The organism is Subtercola boreus, from assembly GCF_003399635.1.
Lineage (GTDB): Bacteria > Actinomycetota > Actinomycetes > Actinomycetales > Microbacteriaceae > Subtercola > Subtercola boreus_B.
In genome coordinates, this window is the sequence record NZ_NBXB01000032.1 from 1 (window position 1) to 19,542 (window position 19,542).

General features: G+C 67.9%; 20 protein-coding genes, 1 tRNA gene and 1 pseudogene. 8 read left to right on the forward strand and 14 right to left on the reverse strand.

The window, feature by feature from the left end; translation table 11 throughout:
- Window positions 1–176 precede the first annotated feature (176 nt).
- On the forward strand, window positions 177–1,952 hold the full coding sequence (locus tag B7R22_RS11640; RefSeq protein ID WP_216363441.1) for a M1 family metallopeptidase: 1,776 nt from the start codon (window positions 177–179) through the stop codon (window positions 1,950–1,952).
- A 58-nt stretch (window positions 1,953–2,010) separates the two neighbouring features.
- On the opposite strand, the gene B7R22_RS11645 is transcribed toward B7R22_RS11640, so the two are convergent.
- The 4 genes from B7R22_RS11645 to galU form a co-directional block, all read right to left on the reverse strand.
- Window positions 2,011–2,083, reverse strand: a tRNA-Ala gene (locus B7R22_RS11645).
- A gap of 72 nt (window positions 2,084–2,155) precedes the next feature.
- Window positions 2,156–3,352 (reverse strand): hypothetical protein, encoded by a 1,197-nt coding sequence (locus B7R22_RS11650; protein WP_116411917.1) that lies wholly within the window; start codon window positions 3,350–3,352, stop codon window positions 2,156–2,158.
- Window positions 3,353–3,480: 128 nt separating this feature from the next.
- Window positions 3,481–4,134: a GNAT family N-acetyltransferase gene (locus tag B7R22_RS11655; RefSeq protein ID WP_116411918.1), complete on the reverse strand. Its 654-nt coding sequence runs from the start codon at window positions 4,132–4,134 to the stop codon at window positions 3,481–3,483.
- A 39-nt stretch (window positions 4,135–4,173) separates the two neighbouring features.
- On the reverse strand, window positions 4,174–5,064 hold the full coding sequence (gene galU, locus B7R22_RS11660; protein WP_116411919.1) for a UTP--glucose-1-phosphate uridylyltransferase GalU: 891 nt from the start codon (window positions 5,062–5,064) through the stop codon (window positions 4,174–4,176).
- 84 nt (window positions 5,065–5,148) lie between these two features.
- Here galU and B7R22_RS11665 point away from each other — a divergent pair, with 84 nt between their 5' ends.
- The 4 genes from B7R22_RS11665 (at window position 5,149) to B7R22_RS11680 (ending at window position 6,885) form a co-directional block, all read left to right on the forward strand.
- Window positions 5,149–5,727 carry a 5-formyltetrahydrofolate cyclo-ligase gene (locus tag B7R22_RS11665; RefSeq protein ID WP_116411920.1) on the forward strand — a complete coding sequence of 193 codons (579 nt, stop codon included), beginning with the start codon at window positions 5,149–5,151 and terminating at the stop codon, window positions 5,725–5,727.
- A gap of 66 nt (window positions 5,728–5,793) precedes the next feature.
- Window positions 5,794–6,132, forward strand: coding sequence for an FmdB family zinc ribbon protein (locus B7R22_RS11670; RefSeq protein WP_116411921.1), 339 nt, complete (start codon window positions 5,794–5,796; stop codon window positions 6,130–6,132).
- 26 nt (window positions 6,133–6,158) lie between these two features.
- Window positions 6,159–6,620 carry a large conductance mechanosensitive channel protein MscL gene (mscL, locus tag B7R22_RS11675; RefSeq protein WP_116411922.1) on the forward strand — a complete coding sequence of 154 codons (462 nt, stop codon included), beginning with the start codon at window positions 6,159–6,161 and terminating at the stop codon, window positions 6,618–6,620.
- Window positions 6,621–6,654: 34 nt separating this feature from the next.
- A complete protein-coding gene (locus B7R22_RS11680; RefSeq protein ID WP_116411923.1) occupies window positions 6,655–6,885 on the forward strand; it encodes a hypothetical protein in 231 nt (76 codons plus the stop codon).
- Window positions 6,886–6,901: 16 nt separating this feature from the next.
- Here the strand turns inward: B7R22_RS11680 and B7R22_RS11685 are convergent, their stop codons facing one another.
- Both B7R22_RS11685 and B7R22_RS11690 read right to left on the reverse strand, forming a co-directional pair.
- Window positions 6,902–7,402, reverse strand: coding sequence for a hypothetical protein (locus tag B7R22_RS11685; RefSeq protein ID WP_116411924.1), 501 nt, complete (start codon window positions 7,400–7,402; stop codon window positions 6,902–6,904).
- 267 nt (window positions 7,403–7,669) lie between these two features.
- A complete protein-coding gene (locus tag B7R22_RS11690) occupies window positions 7,670–11,326 on the reverse strand; it encodes an AAA family ATPase (RefSeq protein ID WP_116411925.1) in 3,657 nt (1,218 codons plus the stop codon).
- Between the two features lie 229 nt (window positions 11,327–11,555).
- Here B7R22_RS11690 and B7R22_RS20245 point away from each other — a divergent pair, with 229 nt between their 5' ends.
- Complete coding sequence (locus B7R22_RS20245) at window positions 11,556–12,665, forward strand: NUDIX domain-containing protein (protein ID WP_116411926.1); 1,110 nt, start codon at window positions 11,556–11,558, stop codon at window positions 12,663–12,665.
- A 152-nt stretch (window positions 12,666–12,817) separates the two neighbouring features.
- Here B7R22_RS20245 and B7R22_RS11700 read toward each other — a convergent pair whose 3' ends face one another.
- The 3 genes from B7R22_RS11700 to B7R22_RS11710 form a co-directional block, all read right to left on the reverse strand.
- Complete coding sequence (locus B7R22_RS11700; RefSeq protein WP_116411927.1) at window positions 12,818–13,795, reverse strand: sucrase ferredoxin; 978 nt, start codon at window positions 13,793–13,795, stop codon at window positions 12,818–12,820.
- Window positions 13,796–13,895: 100 nt separating this feature from the next.
- Complete coding sequence (locus tag B7R22_RS11705; protein ID WP_116411928.1) at window positions 13,896–15,134, reverse strand: cupin domain-containing protein; 1,239 nt, start codon at window positions 15,132–15,134, stop codon at window positions 13,896–13,898.
- 113 nt (window positions 15,135–15,247) lie between these two features.
- Window positions 15,248–15,505, reverse strand: coding sequence for a BatC protein (locus B7R22_RS11710; RefSeq protein WP_116411929.1), 258 nt, complete (start codon window positions 15,503–15,505; stop codon window positions 15,248–15,250).
- Window positions 15,506–15,603: 98 nt separating this feature from the next.
- Between B7R22_RS11710 and B7R22_RS11715 the strand changes: the two genes are divergently transcribed.
- Window positions 15,604–15,987, forward strand: a complete 384-nt coding sequence (locus B7R22_RS11715) for a DUF1304 domain-containing protein (protein WP_116411930.1) — start codon at window positions 15,604–15,606, stop codon at window positions 15,985–15,987.
- Window positions 15,988–16,050: 63 nt separating this feature from the next.
- Here the strand turns inward: B7R22_RS11715 and B7R22_RS19215 are convergent, their stop codons facing one another.
- Window positions 16,051–16,206 (reverse strand): hypothetical protein, encoded by a 156-nt coding sequence (locus B7R22_RS19215; RefSeq protein ID WP_172582342.1) that lies wholly within the window; start codon window positions 16,204–16,206, stop codon window positions 16,051–16,053.
- Window positions 16,207–16,290: 84 nt separating this feature from the next.
- A complete protein-coding gene (locus B7R22_RS11720) occupies window positions 16,291–16,488 on the reverse strand; it encodes a hypothetical protein (RefSeq protein WP_116411931.1) in 198 nt (65 codons plus the stop codon).
- Between the two features lie 47 nt (window positions 16,489–16,535).
- On the opposite strand from B7R22_RS11720, the gene B7R22_RS11725 reads away from it, so the two are divergent.
- Entirely contained in the window at window positions 16,536–17,096 is a 561-nt protein-coding gene (locus B7R22_RS11725; protein ID WP_253259041.1) for an ATP-binding protein, read from the forward strand.
- A gap of 35 nt (window positions 17,097–17,131) precedes the next feature.
- Here the strand turns inward: B7R22_RS11725 and B7R22_RS11730 are convergent, their stop codons facing one another.
- The 3 genes and pseudogenes from B7R22_RS11730 to B7R22_RS19220 all read right to left on the reverse strand — a co-directional run.
- Window positions 17,132–18,160: a Fic family protein gene (locus tag B7R22_RS11730; RefSeq protein ID WP_216363442.1), complete on the reverse strand. Its 1,029-nt coding sequence runs from the start codon at window positions 18,158–18,160 to the stop codon at window positions 17,132–17,134.
- Window positions 18,161–18,471: 311 nt separating this feature from the next.
- A pseudogene (istB, locus tag B7R22_RS11735) lies at window positions 18,472–19,229 on the reverse strand (IS21-like element helper ATPase IstB).
- On the reverse strand, window positions 19,229–19,542 hold a 314-nt coding region (locus B7R22_RS19220; protein ID WP_437184148.1), incomplete at its 5' end, for a Mu transposase domain-containing protein. The pseudogene istB and the gene B7R22_RS19220, both read right to left, overlap by 1 nt.

Here is a 19,542-nt window from a genome sequence, read left to right on the forward strand (position 1 = left end):
CCACCGCCACGACCGCCCGGCCCGTGTCGATCACCAGCCGCGCCGCCTCACGGCGATACTCCGGCGTATAAGTCTTCCTCTTGCTTGTGCCCATCACGGACATCCTCCCCGACAGGCCCGCAAACACGCGAAACCCGCCTGGTCAGTGTCCGGAATTCGGGGTCAACCTCAGGCCGATGCTCGTCGCGGTGGCGCTCGTCGCCGTGGGGATCGGCGTCGCCGCGCTGATGCTCCGCACCGGGCGCCGTCGCGGGGCGATGTTCGCCGCCGCACCTCTTCTGGTGCTGGCGCTGCTCGCGTCGGGCGCTGCGACGCCGCCGGCAAGCTCCGCCGCACAACTCACAGCACCCTGCCCGGCCGGCGCGATCGCGCCCCCGCCCACCACCGCAACGCCGGCCCCCGCGCCGACCGGCACCGCGACCCCCGAGCCGACCCCGACCCCCATACCCATCGGCACGGCCACCCCCGTCGACTTCGAGCCGGGTGCCGCCGGGATCGGCGACGCCTACTTCCCTCTCGACGGCAATGGCGGGTACGACGTCAGCCACTACGACCTCGACCTCGCCTACGACCCGACGACCCACGAGCTCAGCGGTACAGCGACGATCACCGCGACCGCCACGCAGAATCTCTCAGCCTTCAACCTCGACTTCGACACCCGCGCCGTCGACGGCTCCGACGCGATCACCATCAGCGCCCTCACGGTGGACGGATCGGCCGCCGCCTGGAGCCTCGCCACGACCCAGATCAGCGACAGCACCGGTCAGCCGCAGGCTCCCGGCAGCACGGACGGCGACGCCACTCCCCCGCGAACGGAACTCACCGTCACCCCTCCGGCGGGCATCCTGAGCGGTGCGACCATCACGACAGCTGTCACCTACGCGGGGATCCCGATCACCATCAACGACGCGTTCGGCCCGGCTGGCGTGTTCCAGACGGGAGACGGTGCCGTCGTCGTCGGCCAGCCCAGGGTTGCTGCAACATGGTTCCCCTCCAACGATCATCCGGCCGACAAGGCGACCTTCAGCACCCGGATGACGGTTCCCGCCAGCCTCCAGGTGATCGGCAACGGGCGGCTCGCCTCGCACACCACGACCGGCGCCTCGAGCACCTGGGACTGGGAGATGGAGAAGCCCATGGCCACCTACCTCGCCACGGCCACCGTCGGGGACTACACGATCACCGAGCACGATGAGGGTGGTATCGCCTACTACAACGCGGTCGCGCCGGCACTGTTCAGCCAGGATGCCGGTGGTGGGGTCTTCGTCGGCGACGTCGCGACGTCGATCTTCGACGACGAGCCAGACGTGATCTCGTTCCTGTCGCAGTCCTTCGGGCCGTACCCGTTCAGCGAGGCGGGCGGCATCGCGATCGCCGACTTCGGTCCGACACCGGATGACTACCTCCCCTACGCGCTCGAGAACCAGACCCGGCCGATCTACCCGAGCTGGGCTTTCCCGGCCGACGCCGACGCCTCGGTCGTCGTGCACGAACTCGCGCACCAGTGGTACGGCGACAGCGTCTCGATCGAGCGTTGGTCGGACATCTGGCTGAACGAGGGATTCGCGACCTACGCCGAGTGGCTCTGGGCCGAACACACCGGCGGGCCGACGACCCAGCAGTCGTTCGACGCCGCGTACGCGAACCCCACAGGCAGCGACAACCCGGCGGACGACGCGGCCTTCTGGAGCACGGTGGTCGCAGATCCAGGCTCCGCGGGGATCTTCGACGGCGCCGTCTACACCCGGGGAGGCATGACGCTGCAGGCACTCCGCACCATCGTCGGCGACAAGGCGTTCTTCCAGATCCTGAAGGGCTGGGCGGCCGAGAACGCCGGACGCTCGGTCACGACGGCCCAGTTCATCGCCTACGCCGAGAAGATCTCCGGGCAGGATCTGGCGAGCTTCTTCGACGCCTGGCTCTACTCCCCGACGAAGCCCGCGCTCGGCTGACGCCCCTGAACGACAAAATCCCCCCGGACCGGCCGGGGGGATTTCTCTGCAGTGCGGGTGGAGCTAAGGAGATTCGAACTCCTGACCTCCTCGATGCGAACGAGGCGCGCTACCAACTGCGCCATAGCCCCGAAAACTGCTTCGCTAGATTATCACGTGCCGGCGGTGACTTCGAACCAGCGGGCAGTGCAACCGGCTCGTAGCTAGCCGGCGCGGCGCTTCGCGAGGATCAGATCCACATCGAAGGCGCCCGTTTCGGCCGTGTCGACGACACCCATCGAGGCGAAGCGGTTCGGTGCCGGAGCGGCGGGGGGCGTGGTGAGGGCTGCGGAAGCCGCGGTCGCGCCAGGAGCCACAGGACGCTGGGCTGCTGCCGGGACATCCGGAGGAGTCGCCTCGGCCAGCTGGCTCGCGCGCAGGGTCTCTTCCGAGCTCCTGGCGGCCGCGCGGAGGGCCTCCTCGGCCCGCTCTGCGGTCTGCCGCGCATACGCCGCCACAGGCATGGCGCTGTCGATGCGGCGATTGCCGACATAGAGCGGCTTGGGCAGGGGAACGGGCGTCCATCCTGAGGCCCCCGGTGCGTCGGCCAACGACGCATCTCCGGCAGCCGCAGCCGCATCCGTCTGCGAGGCGCCATCGGAGACCAGGATGACAGCATCGTCTGACTCCGCGTAGGCGACATTGGCGTCTGAGTCTGCGTGAGAGATGCCGGCAGGTGCGGCGGCCCGCAGACGAACGTTCTGCCCAGCACCGGGAGTCTGCTTCACAGAGCGCCCTGCGACCGGCGGATTCTCGCGCAGTGTCCGCGCACGCAACGATCGAGCGTCACGCGCCAGCCTGCCCAGGCGCGTCACGCAGAGCGTCGCAGCCACAAGCCCGACCACCAACACCACCCAGGCGCCGTTGATCGCGACCTGCACGGCGCCGAGCACGGTGACGACGAGCGCCAGCAGCAGGATGCCCGAGGCGGCCGCCCGCGCGCGCCGCAGCTTCAGCGAGGCCTGTCGAAGGGTCGGGGCGGGGGTACGGGGTGACAGCACGATGGTCTCGTAGTCTCCGGAGTCGGTGCGCTCCTCGTCAGCACGCGTCGCTGCCTGAGCCGCGAGCCCCTGCTCGATCAGCGTCTGGAGCCCCGCGCGCTCGGCGAGCAGGTTCTGCGCGTTCGCCTTCTTCAGCACACGCTGCTGCTCGGCGACGCTTCGGGCGTTCGCTTCGACGTGCACCTCGTCGGGCACCTCGCTGGTCTCCGCAAGGATGCGGAGGGTCTGCTGCAACCGCACGGTGTTGCGTTCGGTCGAGAGGTATTCGTTCCGCCTGAACCAGGTCGGCAGAAGGTAGATCAGCCAGAGCACGGCGGCCAGGGCGACGATGAGGCCTCCGCCGAGCCAGTCCGTTGTCATGGGTCTACGGTATGAGGCCCGGCGCCGTATTCGGCTGAACCGGGGGGCGCGTGTCGCCGTGGGTTGCGGATGCGTACCGACCCGGCGCGCATCCGGAGCCGGCGCGGCAGCAGCCGCTCAGCAGCCGCTCAGCGGTTGCGCGTCGCGATCGGCGTCAGCGCGTCGAGCCTGTCCGCCTCGGGCACACTCCCCTGTCCAGCCGGAACCAGCCCCTCATGCCAGCGCCGCAACACTCCCACCGGCAGTTCCTCGCCGACCAGGGCGAAACAGAAGTGGTCCCGCCAGTCGCCATTGATGTGGATGAACCGTCGCCGCAGCCCCTCGTAGCGGAACCCCAGCTTCTCGACGACCCGCAGGCTCGGTGCGTTCTCGGGCCGGATGCAGATCTCGATGCGGTGCAGCCCCACCGCGGTGAAGCAGTAGTCGGCGGCGAGAGCCACCACTGTGGGCGTGATGTTCAGCCCCGCGAACCGTTCCGCCACCCAGTAACCGATGCTCGCCGAGGAGACCGATCCATAGCTGATCGACGACACGTTCAGCTGCCCGGCCATCTGCCCGTTGTACTCGATCACGAACGGAAGGCCGAACCCCGCACGAGCATTCTGCTGCAGCGAACGGATGCTCGCCCGGGTGTCGAACGACAGAGGAGCATTCGGGCTCGTGGCCTCCCACTTGCGAAGCCATCCACGATTGGAGATGAGCTCGCTCTCCAGTGCCTTGGAGTCGCGTACGCGGACGGGACGGATGCCGATGGCGCCGTCGAGCAGGGTCGGAACGAACATAGCCAATGATAATCACCGCGCCGGGGGCACCCGGACGTCTCAGAGCCCTTCGGCGAACTCCTTGATCCAGGGCCGGAGGTCCGGGCCGAGGTCTTCGCGCTCGCTCGCGAGCCGGATGATCGCCTTGATGTAGTCCAGCCGGTCGCCGGTGTCGTACCGTCGACCGCGGAAGACGACTCCGTAGACTCCGCCCGCGAGCTCCGGCTTCTCGACCAGGGTCTCGAGAGCATCCGTCAGCTGGATCTCGCCGCCCTTGCCCGGCTGCGTCGTCTCGAGCACGTCGAAGACCTCGGGACGAAGCACATACCGGCCGATGATGGCGAGGTTCGACGGCTGCGTTCCGGGTTCGGGCTTCTCGACGAGGCCCGTGACCCGCACCACGTCCTCCTCGTCGGTCTGCTCGACCGACGCGATCCCGTAGAGGTGCGCCTGCGACGGCTCGACCTCCATCAGCGCGATGACGCTGGCCTGGCGGGTGTCCTGCACCTCGAGCATCTTCGTCAGGAGCACGTCGCGAGCGTCGATCAGGTCGTCGCCCAGCATGACTGCGAACGGCTGGTTGCCGACGTGCGCCTTGGCCCGCAGCACGGCGTGACCGAGGCCCTTCGGGTCACCCTGACGCACGAAGTGCACGTCGGCGAGCTGGCTCGCCTCTGCGACGAGGGCGAGCTTCTTGTCGTCGCCCTTCTGCTCGAGCGTGTGCTCGAGCTCGGTGTTGCGGTCGAAGTGGTTGGCCAGCGCGTTCTTGTTGCGCCCGATGATGACGAGCACGTCGACGAGCCCGGCGGCGACCGCCTCCTCGACGACGTACTGGATGGCCGGCTTGTCGACGACGGGCAGCATTTCTTTCGGCATTGCCTTGGTCGCGGGCAGGAATCGTGTTCCGAGGCCGGCTGCAGGGATCACAACTTTGGTGATGGATGACGTCATGGCTATGAGGGTATCCAAAAATCGGAGGCCTATCGGTGGAGTTCTGAAACACTGGCGTCACGTGACACCACCTAAAATCATTACATGCTGTCGCAAACGAGCAACATCAAACGCGCCCTGCGTGCGGAGCTCCGTGAACGACGGCGCAACCGCACCTCCACCGAACGGGGCGCCGCGACCGACGCGTTCACCCAGAACCTGATGGCCCTGACCACAGAAAGCGGCGCGAAACTGGTCGCCTGCTATCTCTCCGCTCCCAACGAGCCGAACACCCGCCCCTATCTCAACTGGGCGTTCGCGAACGGGGTGCGAACGCTCTTCCCGATCACCCGCGAAGACGGGTTGCTCGACTGGGCGCACGGCGACGGCGAGACCGAGGCTGTCGGCCTGTTCGGCATGCCGGAGCCCGTCGGGGAACTGCTCGGGCCGATCGCGATCAACGATGTCGACCTCATCATCATCCCGGCCGCCGCCGTCGACAGCACGGGCATGCGCCTCGGCTGGGGGCGCGGATACTTCGACAAGACCCTCGGCTCCATGCAGAAGTGCCCGCCCGTCTACGCTGTGATCTACGATGACGAACTGATCGACTCGGTTCCGCGTGAGGTGCACGACCAGCCCGTCAACGGGGTCGTCACCCCGACCCGCATCCTGACCTTCTGACTTCCTTCCGGCTTCCCGACTTCCCGGCCACACCCCGCACGACCCACAGAGCACCTGGAGCACTTCTTGCCTACCTATTCCTACCGTTGCACCGAATGCGACAACGCGTTCGACATTCAGCAGGCGTTCACCGACGATTCACTGACGGTCTGCCCCGTGTGCGGCGGAAAGCTCCGCAAGGTCTACGGCGCGGTGGGCGTCACGTTCAACGGATCGGGTTTCTACCGCAACGACTCGAGGGCGACGAAGACGTCGACCGACGGGCCGAAGAAGTCGTCCGGCGAGGGTGGCGGTTCGTCATCCTCCTCCTCCTCGGAATCGTCCTCGTCCTCGTCGTCGTCGTCGGACAGCAAGCCGGCATCGGCCCCCGCCAAGCCTGCCAGCGCTCCTGGCGCAGCCGCCTAACAACATAGATCAAGACAGGAGCACATATGTTCAAGGGTTTCAGGGAGTTCATCCTCCGCGGAAACGTGATCGACCTCGCTGTCGCCGTCGTCATCGGTGCAGCGTTCACTGCTGTCGTCACAGCGATCGTCACGGGCATCTTCAACCCGCTGATCGCCGCGATCTTCACGTCGGGCTCGATGGACGACGCTCTGATCGTGACGGTGAACGGCTCCGACATCAAGTTCGGGCTGGTCATCGGCGCGATCATCCAGTTCCTGATCATCGCTCTCGTCGTCTACTTCGTGTTCGTGCTGCCGATCAACCACCTCAAGAAGGTCGCCTTCTTCAAGGGCCAGCAGAGCCCCCCCACCGAAGAGGCCGCTGCCACTCCCCCCACCGAGGCCGAACTGCTCGCTGAGATCCGCGACCTGCTCGCCGCCCAGCGCTCTGTCGGCGCCACGTCGGCCAGCCAGACCCCCGCGGGCCCGCCGTTCCCGAACGAGTGACCAAACGGCTCGGTGCGGCCGGCTGGGTCTTCCCGTGATGCCGGCTCCGGATGATCGTGCTGCCGCCCTCCCGGTGAACCGGGTGGGGCGGCGGCGTGTCAGCACCGCGCCCGCCCCCGGCTCCGACGCAGACCCGCAGTCCGCGGCCGTCGTCCAGCCGCATCTCCGCGCGGCCGTCGCCGATGAGGACACCCCTGCCGCATGGGGCGACGCCCCCGAAGGCAACGACTCCCGCCTCAAAGAAGACGTGCCGCCTCACTACTGACCGAAGACGCGCCAGCTCACAGACCGCCTGTCCTACTGCGGTACACAAGGGATCCGTACGCCAGCGTCGATGTCTTGCCCTTGTCGTTATCGTATCGAGGTGGCGCAAATTGAACGGTCTGGCCATTGCTCGCCGTCGCGGTGAGCGTGCAGGAGTGGCCAACGAGGCTCAGCGGAAGATCGACATCGAAATAGATTTCGGTCTTCACAGGCTGCCAGCTCGGATACAACCGTGAGCTCAGTGCATAGGTCTGCGCATCATCGCAGCCCACGGATAGTGCGAAGTCACCTGTTGTCACACCCGGCCAGCTACCGAAACCGATGTATCCATGCACGGGCGCGACCGTTCGATTCGACGAGCCGGGTTCGGGAACGACGAACGGGAAGTACGTCTGGCTTCCTTTAACGGTCGGAGCGACCGGGTCTGCGCTTGCGCCGAGCGCTCCGCCTCCGACGATGGATGATGCGCAGACCGCGGCAAGAATTCCGGCTGTGATGATTCGTTTTCTTCGTGACATGGTGGGTCCTCCCGTAGTGGTGTCGTATGAGAGATGCCACGGCCTCGCGAGGCTTACGCCAGAGCCCGAAAAACTCAGGGACCTGCCAGCTACCGATGCAGGCCGCACCACCGCGCGACCGCGAGCATCCAATCCTCTCGAATCGTGTCCCGGATCGTGACACCAATTCAGGCAGATCACGCCGCCATCGCGGATACCAACGTGGTGCCGCGCTCCTCCTGAATTGGCGCACGCAACAGCCGCGTGCAGACGGCCACAGCCAGCGGGTCAGACCGCGGTGAGCTGCCGCACGCCGATGACCGACGCGATGCGCGTCGCCACGGCCTCGGGATCGGTGAACAGCTCGAAGCTGTGCACCCGCAGGTAGTGCCAGCCGAGGCGCTTCAGCATGTCGGGGCGGAGCCGGAGCGACTCGCGGAGGCTCATCGAGTGCACCACCGCATCCGTCTCGACGACGATCGCGCGACCCTCGTACGAGGCCACCAGGGTCAGCTTGCCGCGGTGCTCGAACGCGACCTCGAGCCCCCGGGCACCGAGGCGCCGGGCGAGGTCGATCAGCAGGGCATCCCCGGGGCTCGAGAAGGTGTCGGGTGAGGGCCCGTTCTCCGCCTCGGTGAGGATCTGCCGGAGCGACACGACGCCGTACGTCATGCGCTCCTCGTCGATGTCGGTCGGCTTGAAGCAGCTCACGATGTCCATCGAGCGGCGGGCCCGCGTCATGCCGACGGCAAGCAGACGCTCTCCACCGGGCTTGGCCAGCGGCCCGAAGTTCGACAGCACACGGCCGTGGGGAGTACGGCCGTAACCGACCGAGAAGATGACCCGGTCGCGGCTCTGCGCCACCGACTGCTCGAGCGTCGCCACCATGAACGGCTCAGCCCGGTCTTTCAGGATGAAGTCGCTCAGGTCGCTGCGCTTCGCAAAGGCCCCGAGCACAGCCTGCTGCAGCCGCACCGCGTGCTTGGCGCTGGCCGTGATGACCATGAGCGACTCGCGCGGGTACTTCTGGGCATGGTCCATGACCAGCCAGACGACGCGTTCGACTTCAGCGTCGACACTCTCGACGGCACCGGTCTCGCTGTCGGGCATCCCGCCCGCACCCTCGAGGTAGTGCAGCGTCAGGCTGCCGTGGCCGAGGAATGTTCCCGCCCAGGGCAACGAGTCGATCTTGCCGTTGTAGAAACGGTGGTTCACGAGCTCGGCGAGGTCTTCGCCGCCCGCGCGGTAGCTGCGGGTGAGCGACAGCGTCGGCACGATCTCAGCGAGGCGGGCCATCGCCGACTCGCCGGCCAGCTGCTCGACCGTCTCCGTGTCGACCACGGCGCCCCGCGGAGCGGGCTGCACCACCGCAGCCACGGCGATCTCGAAGTGCGACGGAGTCTGCGTGACCGGGTCGCCGAATGCGACCACCTGCTTGGCCCGCCGGATCGCACCCGCATTCTCGGCGAGCGTCGTCGCGCCGGCGTCGACCAGGATGACCGCATCGAACACGATCTCGTCGGTGATCTCGCTCACCTCGTAGGGCGACGCGAGCCACACCGGTGCGAGCACACGGCTGAGGTAGGGGGCAGCCCGCTGCAGCGTGGCAGAGGTGACGCCGTCGCCGCGCAGCAGCACCTTCAGCGCGGTGGCCTCATCGGCGTGGTCGACCAACCCGACGCTCCACGTCTCCGAAAGCTGCCAGGAGAGGATCTGCCCGCTCACCGATGCGTGCGCCTCGTCGACGAGCACGAAGTCCGATTCGAGCCGGTCGAGGATGCCCGTGTTGGCGCCGAGCAGGGCCCGATCGTTCGCGAGCATCAGCTCGAGCACGCTCTGCCACCAGGCCAGCTCGAGTTCGTCGGCCACGGCATCCTCGGGGATGTGGCGCTGGGAGAGGTCGGTCAGCAGCGGGTCGAGGGCGAGCTCACGCAGCGTGTCGAGGAGGGCCGTGCGCTCCTGCAGGTTCGCCAGAACCTCGGAGTCGGCGGCGAGCCCGTCGAGCAGCGGGATGAGTTCGTTGACCGGGCGTTCAGTCAGCTGGCGGGCGGATCCCGAGAGGCCGAGCGGAACATCCAGTCTCGCGAGATCTTCGTTCACGCGCTGAAATGCGACCTGAACGTCGTCGAGTCCGGTCGGCACCTCCGGCGGGATTCCCGCGGCGGCGAAGCGGTGCCAGAGGGTGCGCTGCTGCTGGATGCGGCGGAGCGAGGCATTGATGTCGCTGATGTGCACCCCGGGGCGCACGTACTCCTTCGCCAGGCTCCGGAGGCGCCGGCGGGAGGTGCCGGTCATCTGCGCGGAATCTCGGCGGGGACCTGTAGCCGCGATGATGTCGGTGAGCGAACGGTCGAACACCACGGGGAGGAACTTGTCGAGTGTCTCCCGCAGGTCGAGCAGCAGCCGGAGGTACGATCCGAGCTCCGAGATCGTCTGGAACTGGCGCATGTGCGTCTGCCCGACGAGCTCATAGGCCCGCGTGAGCAGGTTCGGCAGGTCGACGCGATGAACCCGCTTGGCGGTCGCGTGAACGTCGGCGGCGTCCTCGGCCGTCGCGAAGTTCGCTCCGTACCAGGGCGAGTCACCGGGCCCGTAACGGAACTCCCCGAGCGCCGCTGCCTTGATCAGCGTCTTCGCCGCCCTGCCTCGCCCCGAGGCGAGCGCCTCGAGCGAGGCGCGGTCGAGGCGCGCGGTGGTGGCCGGTGGCTGGGGCAGCAGCGACAGGCGCGCGAGCTCCCGCAGGGCATCCAGAACAGAGACCTTCAGCAGGGGGTCGACCCGGGAGAGCGACTGGCGGTAGTCGAGAAGCACATGACGGAGCCGCACGAGAGCCTCGTCGACGTCGGAGACGTGCGGCTGCATGGCCTTCTCGTTGCGACTGATCGACTGGATCAGGTCGCGCCGGAGCGTGCGCGGCGACACCGCGGCCCCGGGCAGCCCGACATCGTTGAGGCGCCGGGCGATGCCTCGGAGGCTGAGGCGGCGAGGACTCACGATGAGCACCCGCTTGTTCTGGGCCACGAGAGCCCCGACCGCGTTGACGATGGTCTGCGTACCGCCCGTGCCCGGAAGCGTCTTGACGACGAGGGAGTTGCCCTCCGAGATCTGCGCGACCACGTTCTCCTGCTCGGCATCCGCATCGAGGAGGAGGGTGTCGGTCGAGGGCGTGCGTGAATCCTGCGGGCTCGGTTCGACGGGATGGTACGACGCCTGCACCGCGCGACGGGCCGTGAGGCTCCCCGCTACAGCATCGAGCACCGGATGATCGAGCCGCCGGGCATCCGAGACCATCGAGGTGGCGACATCGGCGAACGACGACACCACGAGCCGGGGCTGCACGCTGAACCAGGGAAGGTGCGAGGTGATGCCCCGCAGGTGATCGATGACCGGTTGCGGCTTGAACACTCCGTTGGTGGCCGCGAGGGCCACGACCGTGTCGGCGTCTAGCGTGATCTGGAACTGGTCGCGAAGGGCACGGGCGAGTTCGGGGTTCACGAAGGGTGCACCACGGAGGGTGAACTCGAAGTCTCGGCCGTATCGGCGCACCGACAGCGGGCGGAGCAGGAGCGGGGCGGTGAACTCCTGCTCGTCGAGCTTCCACTGGGCGAGACCGATGGCGAGGTGCACGGAGTCGATGCCGCGCACGGCCCGGAGCTCCACTCCCTTGTCGGTGATGGCGCCGGCGGCGATCCGGGCACTGCGGAGGGCCAGCTCGTCGCGGATCAGGCTCGACAGCAGCGTCGCATTGCCGGTGATGAACTGGGCGAGACCACTCGGGTGCGTCGACGTGAGGTCGACGCGCGAACGCGGCGAATCGTCGAAGTGGATGAGCGGGCTGGCGCCACCGACCGCGGCGAGTTGCTCACGCCACGCCTCGCGGGTCGGTTCGACCAGGTCGTCGGTCGAGATGATCGAGCCTGTTGGAATGACCGAGCCTGTCTTCATCGCCGTCTCACCTCTGCCGGGGGCTCCGGAGTCGGCGCGGCGACTCCACGCCGACGTCGCTTCGTCGGTGCCAGACTCTTGAGGGTCTGATTCTCGTTTCTTATCGGCACGCCACACACAAGCACCTTATGCGCGACACGCCCGTATTCCCGGTAGGCGGGCCAGAGTTTCGCGAGGTCTGCGTGTCGTCTGGTGCAGGGCGCCACCGTGGGCGTGACAAAATTGGGTCATGACAGAGCAGGGGCCGCCCTCGCCACACTCCTTTGTACCGCCTCGGCTCCCCCATGCTCTGAGCAGCGGCGACGGATGGGTCGAAGACGGCACGGGCCGCAGGTTCTGGGGCCGGTTCGGCGCCGCGGGCCTGCTCGCGCACGACCCCGAGCGCGGCATCCTGCTGCAGCACCGCGCCAACTGGAGCCACTTCGGCGGAACGTGGGGCCTGCCGGGCGGCGCCCGCCACGAGGGCGAGACGGCCGTGCAGGGAGCGGTGCGCGAAGCCACCGAGGAGGCCGGCATCGACGCGGGTGCACTCCGCATCCGGATGACGTCGACCCTCGACCTCGGCTTCTGGAGCTACACCACCGTCGTGGTCGACGTCACGACCCCGTTCGAGGCTGCGGTCACCGACGCCGAGAGCATCGAGGTGCGCTGGGTTCCCGTCGCCGAGGTCGCCACCCTGCCCCTGCACCCCGGTTTCGAGGCGAGCTGGCCGGTGCTGCAGGCCGAGCTCGAGCGCCGCACCGTTCTCATCGTCGACTCGGCCAATGTGGTGGGCTCCCGCCCCGACGGCTGGTGGAAAGACCGGGTGGGCGCCACAGAGCGCCTGGCCGGCCGCCTCAACCTGCTCGCGCGGCGCGGACTCAGCGCTGCGGCGCTGGGGCTGGGCGGGGGTATGGGGCAGGGCGGGGGTATGGGGCAGGGCGATGTCAACGCGACAGACAGCGGGGCCGGCAGTGGCGCGGACGCTGGCAGTGGCGGCGGCAGTGGCGCTGGCGCTGGATACGACGGCCTCGATGGCACGCACTGGTGGCCGGACACGGTGCTCGTCATCGAAGGCCAGGCCCGCGCCGCGCGTCTTGAGGAGGCACCCAGGCCCGCAGCCTCAGGATCTCTCGACGGCACGGTGGCGGCCGACATTGCGGCGAGCATCCGACTCCTGCCCGCTGAGCACGACGGAGACCAGGCGATCGTCGACGCCGTCGCGGCTGCGGCCGGAGTTGCCGCCCCGGCGCGCATCCTCGTCGTGACGGCCGATCGCGAACTCGGCGCCCGCGTGACCGCACTCGGCGCAACCGTACTCGGCCCCGGTTGGCTGCTCGCCCTGCTCGACGAAACCTGACCCGCCTCCTCGCCCGCACGCCTGCGCGCCACGCACCCCGCGCCACCCCGCGCCGTCCAGAGGACGCAAACTGCTCCAAAGCGCTCTCTTTACGACACTTCGGGTCCCTTCGTCGCGGTTCGGAGTCCGCCAGGGTCGAGTCGTGCCGCAGGTTACGCGCCGGTCACCGATACGAGCGTGAATTCGCGCACCCGGCCGAAGCGTGTCGTGCCGCACGTGCTCAGCAGCGGCTGCGAGAGCGTCTCCGCGACGGCCACTTCGATCCGGGCATCCGGGCCGGCCCCCACACCAGTGTCGGGCGCCACCGCCGCCCCGCCCGCGAGCGTCACCACCGTGACGCCATCCACCGCACCCGGGCGCTCGGCGAGCGGCGCGAACGCCCCGAGCCGGTCGATCCCGAACCGCACCCGCGCGAAGTGCTGCGCCGCCTGCACCGGGTGCGTCAGCGAACTGCGGCCGCGGAAGAACCGCTCCTCGACCCGGCCCTCCCGCGCGAGCGCCACCACCCGCACCGCATCCGCATCGTCGACCCGCCCGTAGTAGAGACCCTCGGGGAAGATCGCCATCGTGCCGGCGAACCGGTCCCCGCCGAGGTGCGAGCACTCCCAGGTCTCGTCGGGGAACGCTGCCGCGAGGGCACCCACGACCGGCCTTCCCCTCACGGCGCAGCACCGGTCGTGTTTCGCGTGCGTGCACACCGCGTAGATCGGCTCCGCCGAGTGGATGCCCGACGACCCGTCGAGCGATACATCGAGCAGCTCCCGCGGAGCATCCACCTCCCCCCACCGCACCTCTTCGAAGCCGGGCCGGGAGTCGACGAACGCCCACCGCCACCGGGTCGGCGCCCCAGGATCCCGTCGCCCCGTGCGCCGGATCGCGAGCGGCCGGAGACCCGCCGCCTCGATGCGTGACACGAGCCGTTGGCCGAGGATGCGCCCGAGGGCGGAGGATGTGAAGGCGTTCGCACCCCACGCACCCTCGATCTCGACGAGGAACCACTGCATCCCACGGGAGCCTGTCGCCCAGAGCGGATCCTGCCGCTCGCGCGACCGGTCGCTGCACGGCCGCCACTCGGGCAGGCCGACCCCGAGTTCACGAGTCGACGAGAGCGGGACCTCCAGCCCCGGCATCACAGCGCTCGGCCGCCACGGGCTCGACACTGCATCCGGGGCACCCGGGGTACCCGCCGAGTAGACCGAACGTGCAGAACCTCCCGCACTCCGCGCCGACTCACGCCGGCACCGCGACTCCCTCACGGAGCAGTCGGCGCACCACCACGATCGCCGACCCGGCATCGAGCCCCGGGAGATCCGAGACGGCGACCGGCTCGCCTGTGAGCAGGCGTTCCAGCGCAGGCTTCGCCTCGACCGGAAGCGAGAGCATCTTCGGCCCGGCGACGATCCGCACGTTCTCACCGGCGACCTCGAGGCGGGCTCGAAGCGACCGCCTCAGGCGCACAACGGTATCCGGGCCCAGGGTCGCCAGCGCCTCGACCGTTGCGAGCGGCGACACAGGCTCGGGCCGGGTGTCCGCAGCGAGACGCCGCGACAGCGCCGCCGCCACCGCATCCACCTGTCGTTCTGCGGCAGGGCGATCACCCGGAACCGCCAGCGCAGCCTGCAGCGACCCCAGCACCTGTTCGACGATGGGGCGCAGCTCGGCGGCATCACCGAAGTCGAGCCCGAGGGGCAACGATGCACGGAGCGCCTCCGTCTCGCCGATCACCGAAAGCAGCGTCGAGGCGACGTCGGCCCGCGTGTACGCCGCCACGCCGATGGTGAGGTGCACCGTCGTTCCGCCGAGGGCCTCGGCCGAATGGATCCAGCCGCGCGGGAGGTAGAGCGCGTCACCGGGCCGGAGCACCTGGTCGATGTACGCGACTCCGGATGCCCGCGACGCGACGGCCTCGCGATGGTCGCTCCACGGCTGGTCACGAAGGGGCGCGACATGCACCGGCTCGTAGATACGCCAGTGCTTCTCCCCGCTGATCTGCAGCACGAACACATCATGCACGTCGTAGTGGGGATCGAATCCCCGGTTCGAGGCCGGGGTGATGTAGGCGTTGACCTGCGCCGGATGCCCGAGGTCGTCGGTGAGCGCGCGCGTGAAGTCGACCAGGGCCGGCCACGTGCGGTGCAGCCCCTGCAGCACGATCGTCGCGCCGGCGGCGAACTCGGCCAACACCTTCTCGCTCGACACCTGGTCACCGACCTCGGCGCCGAAACCACCGGGGGCCGTAAAGGCCTTCGGCGGCAGCACCGAGCCTTCGGTCGCCATGCGCATGAAGGGGGTGCGAAGGCCGCGCTCCGAAACGAGCTCGTCGACCGCGGCGGCGGTGAACAGATCGTCGAAACGGTTCTGCTCCCCCGGGCCGGCCTCGTTCAGGAGAGGCTTCGTCGCCCAGTACTCCCCGGCGAACTGCGGAGCCTCATCGCCGACCATCCGGGCCAAGGCGGGGCGTTCATCCATCGGTCTCTCCTGTGTGACACCGGCCGTCTGCACCTGCCAGTTCGGGAACGGATCGCTCGTTCAAACGTGAGAGAGCGCGGACCGGTCTCCCGGCCCGCGCTCGAAGTCAGGCACTACGCCGAGCCGTCGGCTCCGCCGTCGTGGCCACCGGGGTTGGCTCCGCCGTCGGCGGTACCCTCCCCTTCATCGGCTGAGCCGTCGGCCCCGCCATCGTGGCCACCGGGGTTCGCGCCCCCGTCGGCTGGACCGTCTCCTGCGTCGGCAGAACCATCGGCCCCGCCATCGTGCCCGTTCGGGTTTGCGCCGCCATCCGCGGGACCCTCTCCGCCCGCTCCCTGTTCGGTGGTGATGTCGTCGTCGTCGATAGCCATAGGTCATCCTCTCGGTACCGCCCGGCGGTCATTGCCGGAAGCAAATTCAGCCTACGCCGATCATCCGACACCGAGTAGTGCTTGCCTAGACTGGCGAGATGATTTTTTTCGCGTCCGTCTTCGTCGGCATCACGGCGCTTCTTCACGTCTACATCTTCGTGATGGAAAGCATCCAGTGGCGCCAGCCGCGCGTCTGGAAACGTTTCGGCCTCGCGTCACAGGCAGACGCTGACACCACCGCGCCGCTCGCATACAACCAGGGTTTCTACAACCTGTTCCTCGCAATCGGCGCCGCGCTCGGATTGGTACTCTTCCACACCCCGGCGCACGAAGCGGGATTCACGCTCGCCGTCTTCACGATGGCCTCGATCGTGCTCGCGGCCGTCGTTCTGCTGTCAACCGGCCGCGATCGGCTCCGCTCCGCTGCACTTCAGGGCACACCGGCACTGCTCGGCCTGGTCTTCCTTCTCCTGGCCGGCTGACGTCTCACCGCCGGCCGGTCAGACCCCGCGGGTCGCGCTCGGCGAGTCAGGCCCCGTTGGAACTCAGGCCCGGTTGCGGATGTACCGGATCAGCGTGGCGATGACACCGATCAGCAGCACGGCGATGCCGATGTAGATCAGTACCTTGGCGGCCTCGACCGCGATCCCCAGCACAAGGAGGATGATGCCGACGACGATGATTCCGATGAAGAGTCCCATGACTCCATTATGACCGCCCGCGCGTTTCGCCGATGGCCTTGCGGTGCGTGCGCCGGATCGCTATCGTCCGGCGTCGCCCCACAGCTAGATGGTCGTGCTCACCGCGATCCAGGTCAGCGTTCCGGTTCCCCCGAGCAGCACGACCGCCGCGATCACTCGCACGGCGGTGTTGCGGGTGAATTTCTGCCACGGAGTGGTCAGTTCCGGGCGGGAGAAGTCGGGTCGGCTCTGGCGCCCCGAGGAGCGGGATTTGCGGGTCGTTCTACGAGACGTCGATGGCACCCAGCCATTATTCATGAAGATCCGCCCGTCGGGTAATCTCTCGTCATATGACAATGGTGCTGGCGGAAGAGCGGGCGGATGCACTACTTTCGCGTCCGGAAATCCTCACGGCCTCCGCGTCCAGTGCGTTCCGGATGCCCGTAGTGTTGATCGACGGCCGGTCCGGATCGGGTAAGACGCAGCTGGCGACCGCCCTCGCCGACCGGTGGCACGGACCTGTCACTCTCGTGCGCCTCGACGACATCTATCCGGGGTGGGACGGGCTCGACGCCGCCACCACTCACGTTCACGACCACATCCTTGCCGCAGCCGAGCCTCGCTGGCAGCGCCACGACTGGATCTCGGGGCTCAGCGCGGAATGGACACCGGTGGATCCCGCCCTGCCGCTCATCGTCGAGGGAACAGGCAGTCTCAGCCGAGCGAATGCCGCCCTCGCCACGCTTTGCATCTGGGTCGAGCTCGACGACGCGACCCGCAAGGAGCGGGCCCTCGCCCGCGACGGCGACACCTACACGCCGCACTGGGAGCGCTGGGCGGCCCAGGAGCGCGCCTTCCTCACCCGCGAGAACCCGCGCGCCCTCGCCGACGTGGTCTTCACCGAGCCCTGACCGACTCGTACCGGGAGCTGCGGCAGTTCCGAACGTCAGGGTCGGCCTCGTCGCTTCGCCCGCGACGCGAACGCATCGAGGGCGAAGAGTACCTCCCGCGCCTCGTACGCTCGCATCCGCGAGGCGGATCCGATCTGGTGCAGGATGCCATCACCGACCAGCCGGTCGATACCGTTCTGCGCATTCCGCTCGCTGACCCCGAGGGCGGTTCCGACCGCATTCGCGTCGACGACAGGCTGTTGTTGCAGAAAGTCGAGCAGCCGGCGGCCTGCACTCCCCGCTCGAGGCGTGGCATCCCGCTCCCAACGCGCACGAATCTCGGTGAGGTCGGCGACGAGTCTTCGCCCATTCACCACAGCCTCCAGCGAAGCACCGGTGACAGCACGCATGATCGGCACGACATGTCCTGCGCGATAGTCGGTGAGCGCCGCGAAATAAGCGGATGTATCGCTCAGTAGTCCAGCAGAGACGGGCACCGTGACCTGCCGCGTCACGCCCAGCCTGTGCAACATGGCCTGGATCAGCGCTCGCCCTGTTCTCCCATTGCCATCCGGGAAAGGATGAATGGTCTCGAACTGTGCATGTGTGATCGCGATCTGGGCCATCGCGGGCAGGTCTGTTCGCCGAGCGAACGTCACCAGATCATCCATGAGTTCAGCCAGGCGTTCATGCCGGGGTGGAACGAATGCCGCCGAATGCGGACTGTTCGCGTACCCCCCGCCGATCCAGACGGCCTGATCACGCCACGCACCCGTATGTTCGGGCTGGTCGTTTCGCAGAAGCGCCGACTGCATGCCGATGATGCTCTCGACATCGAGCTCCTCAGCCATCTCGATCGCTGCCTCCATGGCGCGCACGTTGGCGACGATGAGGCGAGAGTTGCCCCCGGTCCTCCGGCCGAGCTCGGCCAGAGCGATGTTCTTCGCTGACGCTGTCAGATTTTCGATCTCCGAACTCGCAGCGCTCTCGCTTCGCAGGAGAATGGCGGAGAACGGCGCGGCGATCGCCCCGACCTCGCTGTCGAACCGAGCCAGTTCGAGCACGGCGTCTTCGGCGGCAGTCACTGTCTCGGAGTCGAGCGGAGGAATGGGCAGGCCCGCGATCAGAGGGGGGATCGCGGCGTCGTACGGCCCTCGGGCTTTCAGCGCGGTACGCCAGGATACCCTCGGTTCAACCTAAGTGCGCCACTCGACGGATTCGAAGCCGACCGCAGGCCACGTGGGTCCGTCTTCTGTCATCATCCTCGCATCTTACCGACGGTTATGCCTGTAACCATCGGTAAGACCGATCCGAATTGTCGCCACGGTGCCCCTTGTTAACGCCAACTCAAAGTGGGGCCACGGCTGCCAACTGAAAACAGGGCCACATGGTCTGCTCAGTCTGTCGTAGTCGTGAGGGTTTTGTGGCCGCGGAGCCTGTAGCTGGTGCCTTTGAGGCTGAGGACGTCGGCGTGGTGCACGACCCGGTCGATCATCGCTGACGCGATCGTGGGATCGCCGAAGACTTCGCCCCACCGCCCGAAGGGCAAGTTGCTGGTGAGGATTAGTGACGCGTGTTCGTAGCGGGACGACACGAGTTGGAAGAACAGGTTCGCTGCGTCCTGGTCGAACGGGACGTAGCCGACCTCGTCGACGATCAGCAGACTGTACCGCCGCAGCCGGCTGAGTTCACCGGCGAGCTTGCCGCGTGAGTGTGCTTCCTGAAGCCTCGTGACCCACCCGTTCGCGGTGTCGAACAAGACCCGGTGCCCGGTCTTCGCGGCCTTGATCCCGAGCCCGATCGCGAGGTGTGTCTTCCCGGTCCCCGGCGGTCCGAGGAGGATGACGTTCTTCGCTTCCTCGAGGTAGCTGCTCGTGCCGAGGTGCGCGATCAGGGTGCGGTCGGCTCCGGGCTGGTGCTCGAAGTTGAACTCCTCGAGCGTCTTGATCCCCGGGAACCGGGCCGCCTTCGTCCGGAGGGCCGCACCTGACGCTTCACGCTCGGATACTTCCCTCGACAACACAGCGGCGAGGTATTCCTCGTGGGACCAGCCGTCGGTGCGGGCTTGCTCACCGAGCCGGCGGAAGCCCTCTCCGATCCGGGGTGCTTCAGGGCGCGGGCGTAGTACTCCAGCTGCGACTCGAGTTCGCCCATCACGCGACCTGTCCGGTCCCGAACACGTCATCGTACGAGGCCAAGTCCCGAGTTTCGACAGCCTCAAGAGGCCGGTACCCGCGGATCTGTTTGAACGCCTGCCGGAGCACCGCAGCCTCGGCAACGTGCGCCGGGTCGGTGACGGTCAGTTGGCGGGCCCACTCCCTCTCGTGCACCGCGATGACGGTCCCGTCGTGTGTCACGGTGACCTGGTGCAGGTCGGCGGTGACGTCAACGATCCGGCCGATCATGCCCGGGCTGACGGAGTAGTCGTTCGTGAACGCACGGACGTAGTAGTCCCTGGGTAGCCGGA

What these genes read in the sequence shown, in the direction of transcription:
- galU (WP_116411919.1), bottom strand. Translation starts at nt 5,064, where the DNA reads ATGACGTCATCCATCACCAAAGTTGTGATCCCTGCAGCCGGCCTCGGA.
- B7R22_RS11640 (WP_216363441.1), top strand. Translation starts at nt 177, where the DNA reads ATGCTCGTCGCGGTGGCGCTCGTCGCCGTGGGGATCGGCGTCGCCGCG.
- B7R22_RS11685 (WP_116411924.1), bottom strand. Translation starts at nt 7,402, where the DNA reads ATGTCACGAAGAAAACGAATCATCACAGCCGGAATTCTTGCCGCGGTC.
- B7R22_RS11725 (WP_253259041.1), top strand. Translation starts at nt 16,536, where the DNA reads ATGACAATGGTGCTGGCGGAAGAGCGGGCGGATGCACTACTTTCGCGT.
- B7R22_RS11715 (WP_116411930.1), top strand. Translation starts at nt 15,604, where the DNA reads ATGATTTTTTTCGCGTCCGTCTTCGTCGGCATCACGGCGCTTCTTCAC.
- B7R22_RS11665 (WP_116411920.1), top strand. Translation starts at nt 5,149, where the DNA reads ATGCTGTCGCAAACGAGCAACATCAAACGCGCCCTGCGTGCGGAGCTC.
- B7R22_RS11655 (WP_116411918.1), bottom strand. Translation starts at nt 4,134, where the DNA reads ATGTTCGTTCCGACCCTGCTCGACGGCGCCATCGGCATCCGTCCCGTC.
- B7R22_RS19215 (WP_172582342.1), bottom strand. Translation starts at nt 16,206, where the DNA reads ATGGGACTCTTCATCGGAATCATCGTCGTCGGCATCATCCTCCTTGTG.
- B7R22_RS11710 (WP_116411929.1), bottom strand. Translation starts at nt 15,505, where the DNA reads ATGGCTATCGACGACGACGACATCACCACCGAACAGGGAGCGGGCGGA.
- B7R22_RS11690 (WP_116411925.1), bottom strand. Translation starts at nt 11,326, where the DNA reads ATGAAGACAGGCTCGGTCATTCCAACAGGCTCGATCATCTCGACCGAC.
- B7R22_RS11700 (WP_116411927.1), bottom strand. Translation starts at nt 13,795, where the DNA reads ATGCCGGGGCTGGAGGTCCCGCTCTCGTCGACTCGTGAACTCGGGGTC.
- B7R22_RS11650 (WP_116411917.1), bottom strand. Translation starts at nt 3,352, where the DNA reads ATGACAACGGACTGGCTCGGCGGAGGCCTCATCGTCGCCCTGGCCGCC.
- B7R22_RS11705 (WP_116411928.1), bottom strand. Translation starts at nt 15,134, where the DNA reads ATGGATGAACGCCCCGCCTTGGCCCGGATGGTCGGCGATGAGGCTCCG.
- mscL (WP_116411922.1), top strand. Translation starts at nt 6,159, where the DNA reads ATGTTCAAGGGTTTCAGGGAGTTCATCCTCCGCGGAAACGTGATCGAC.
- B7R22_RS20245 (WP_116411926.1), top strand. Translation starts at nt 11,556, where the DNA reads ATGACAGAGCAGGGGCCGCCCTCGCCACACTCCTTTGTACCGCCTCGG.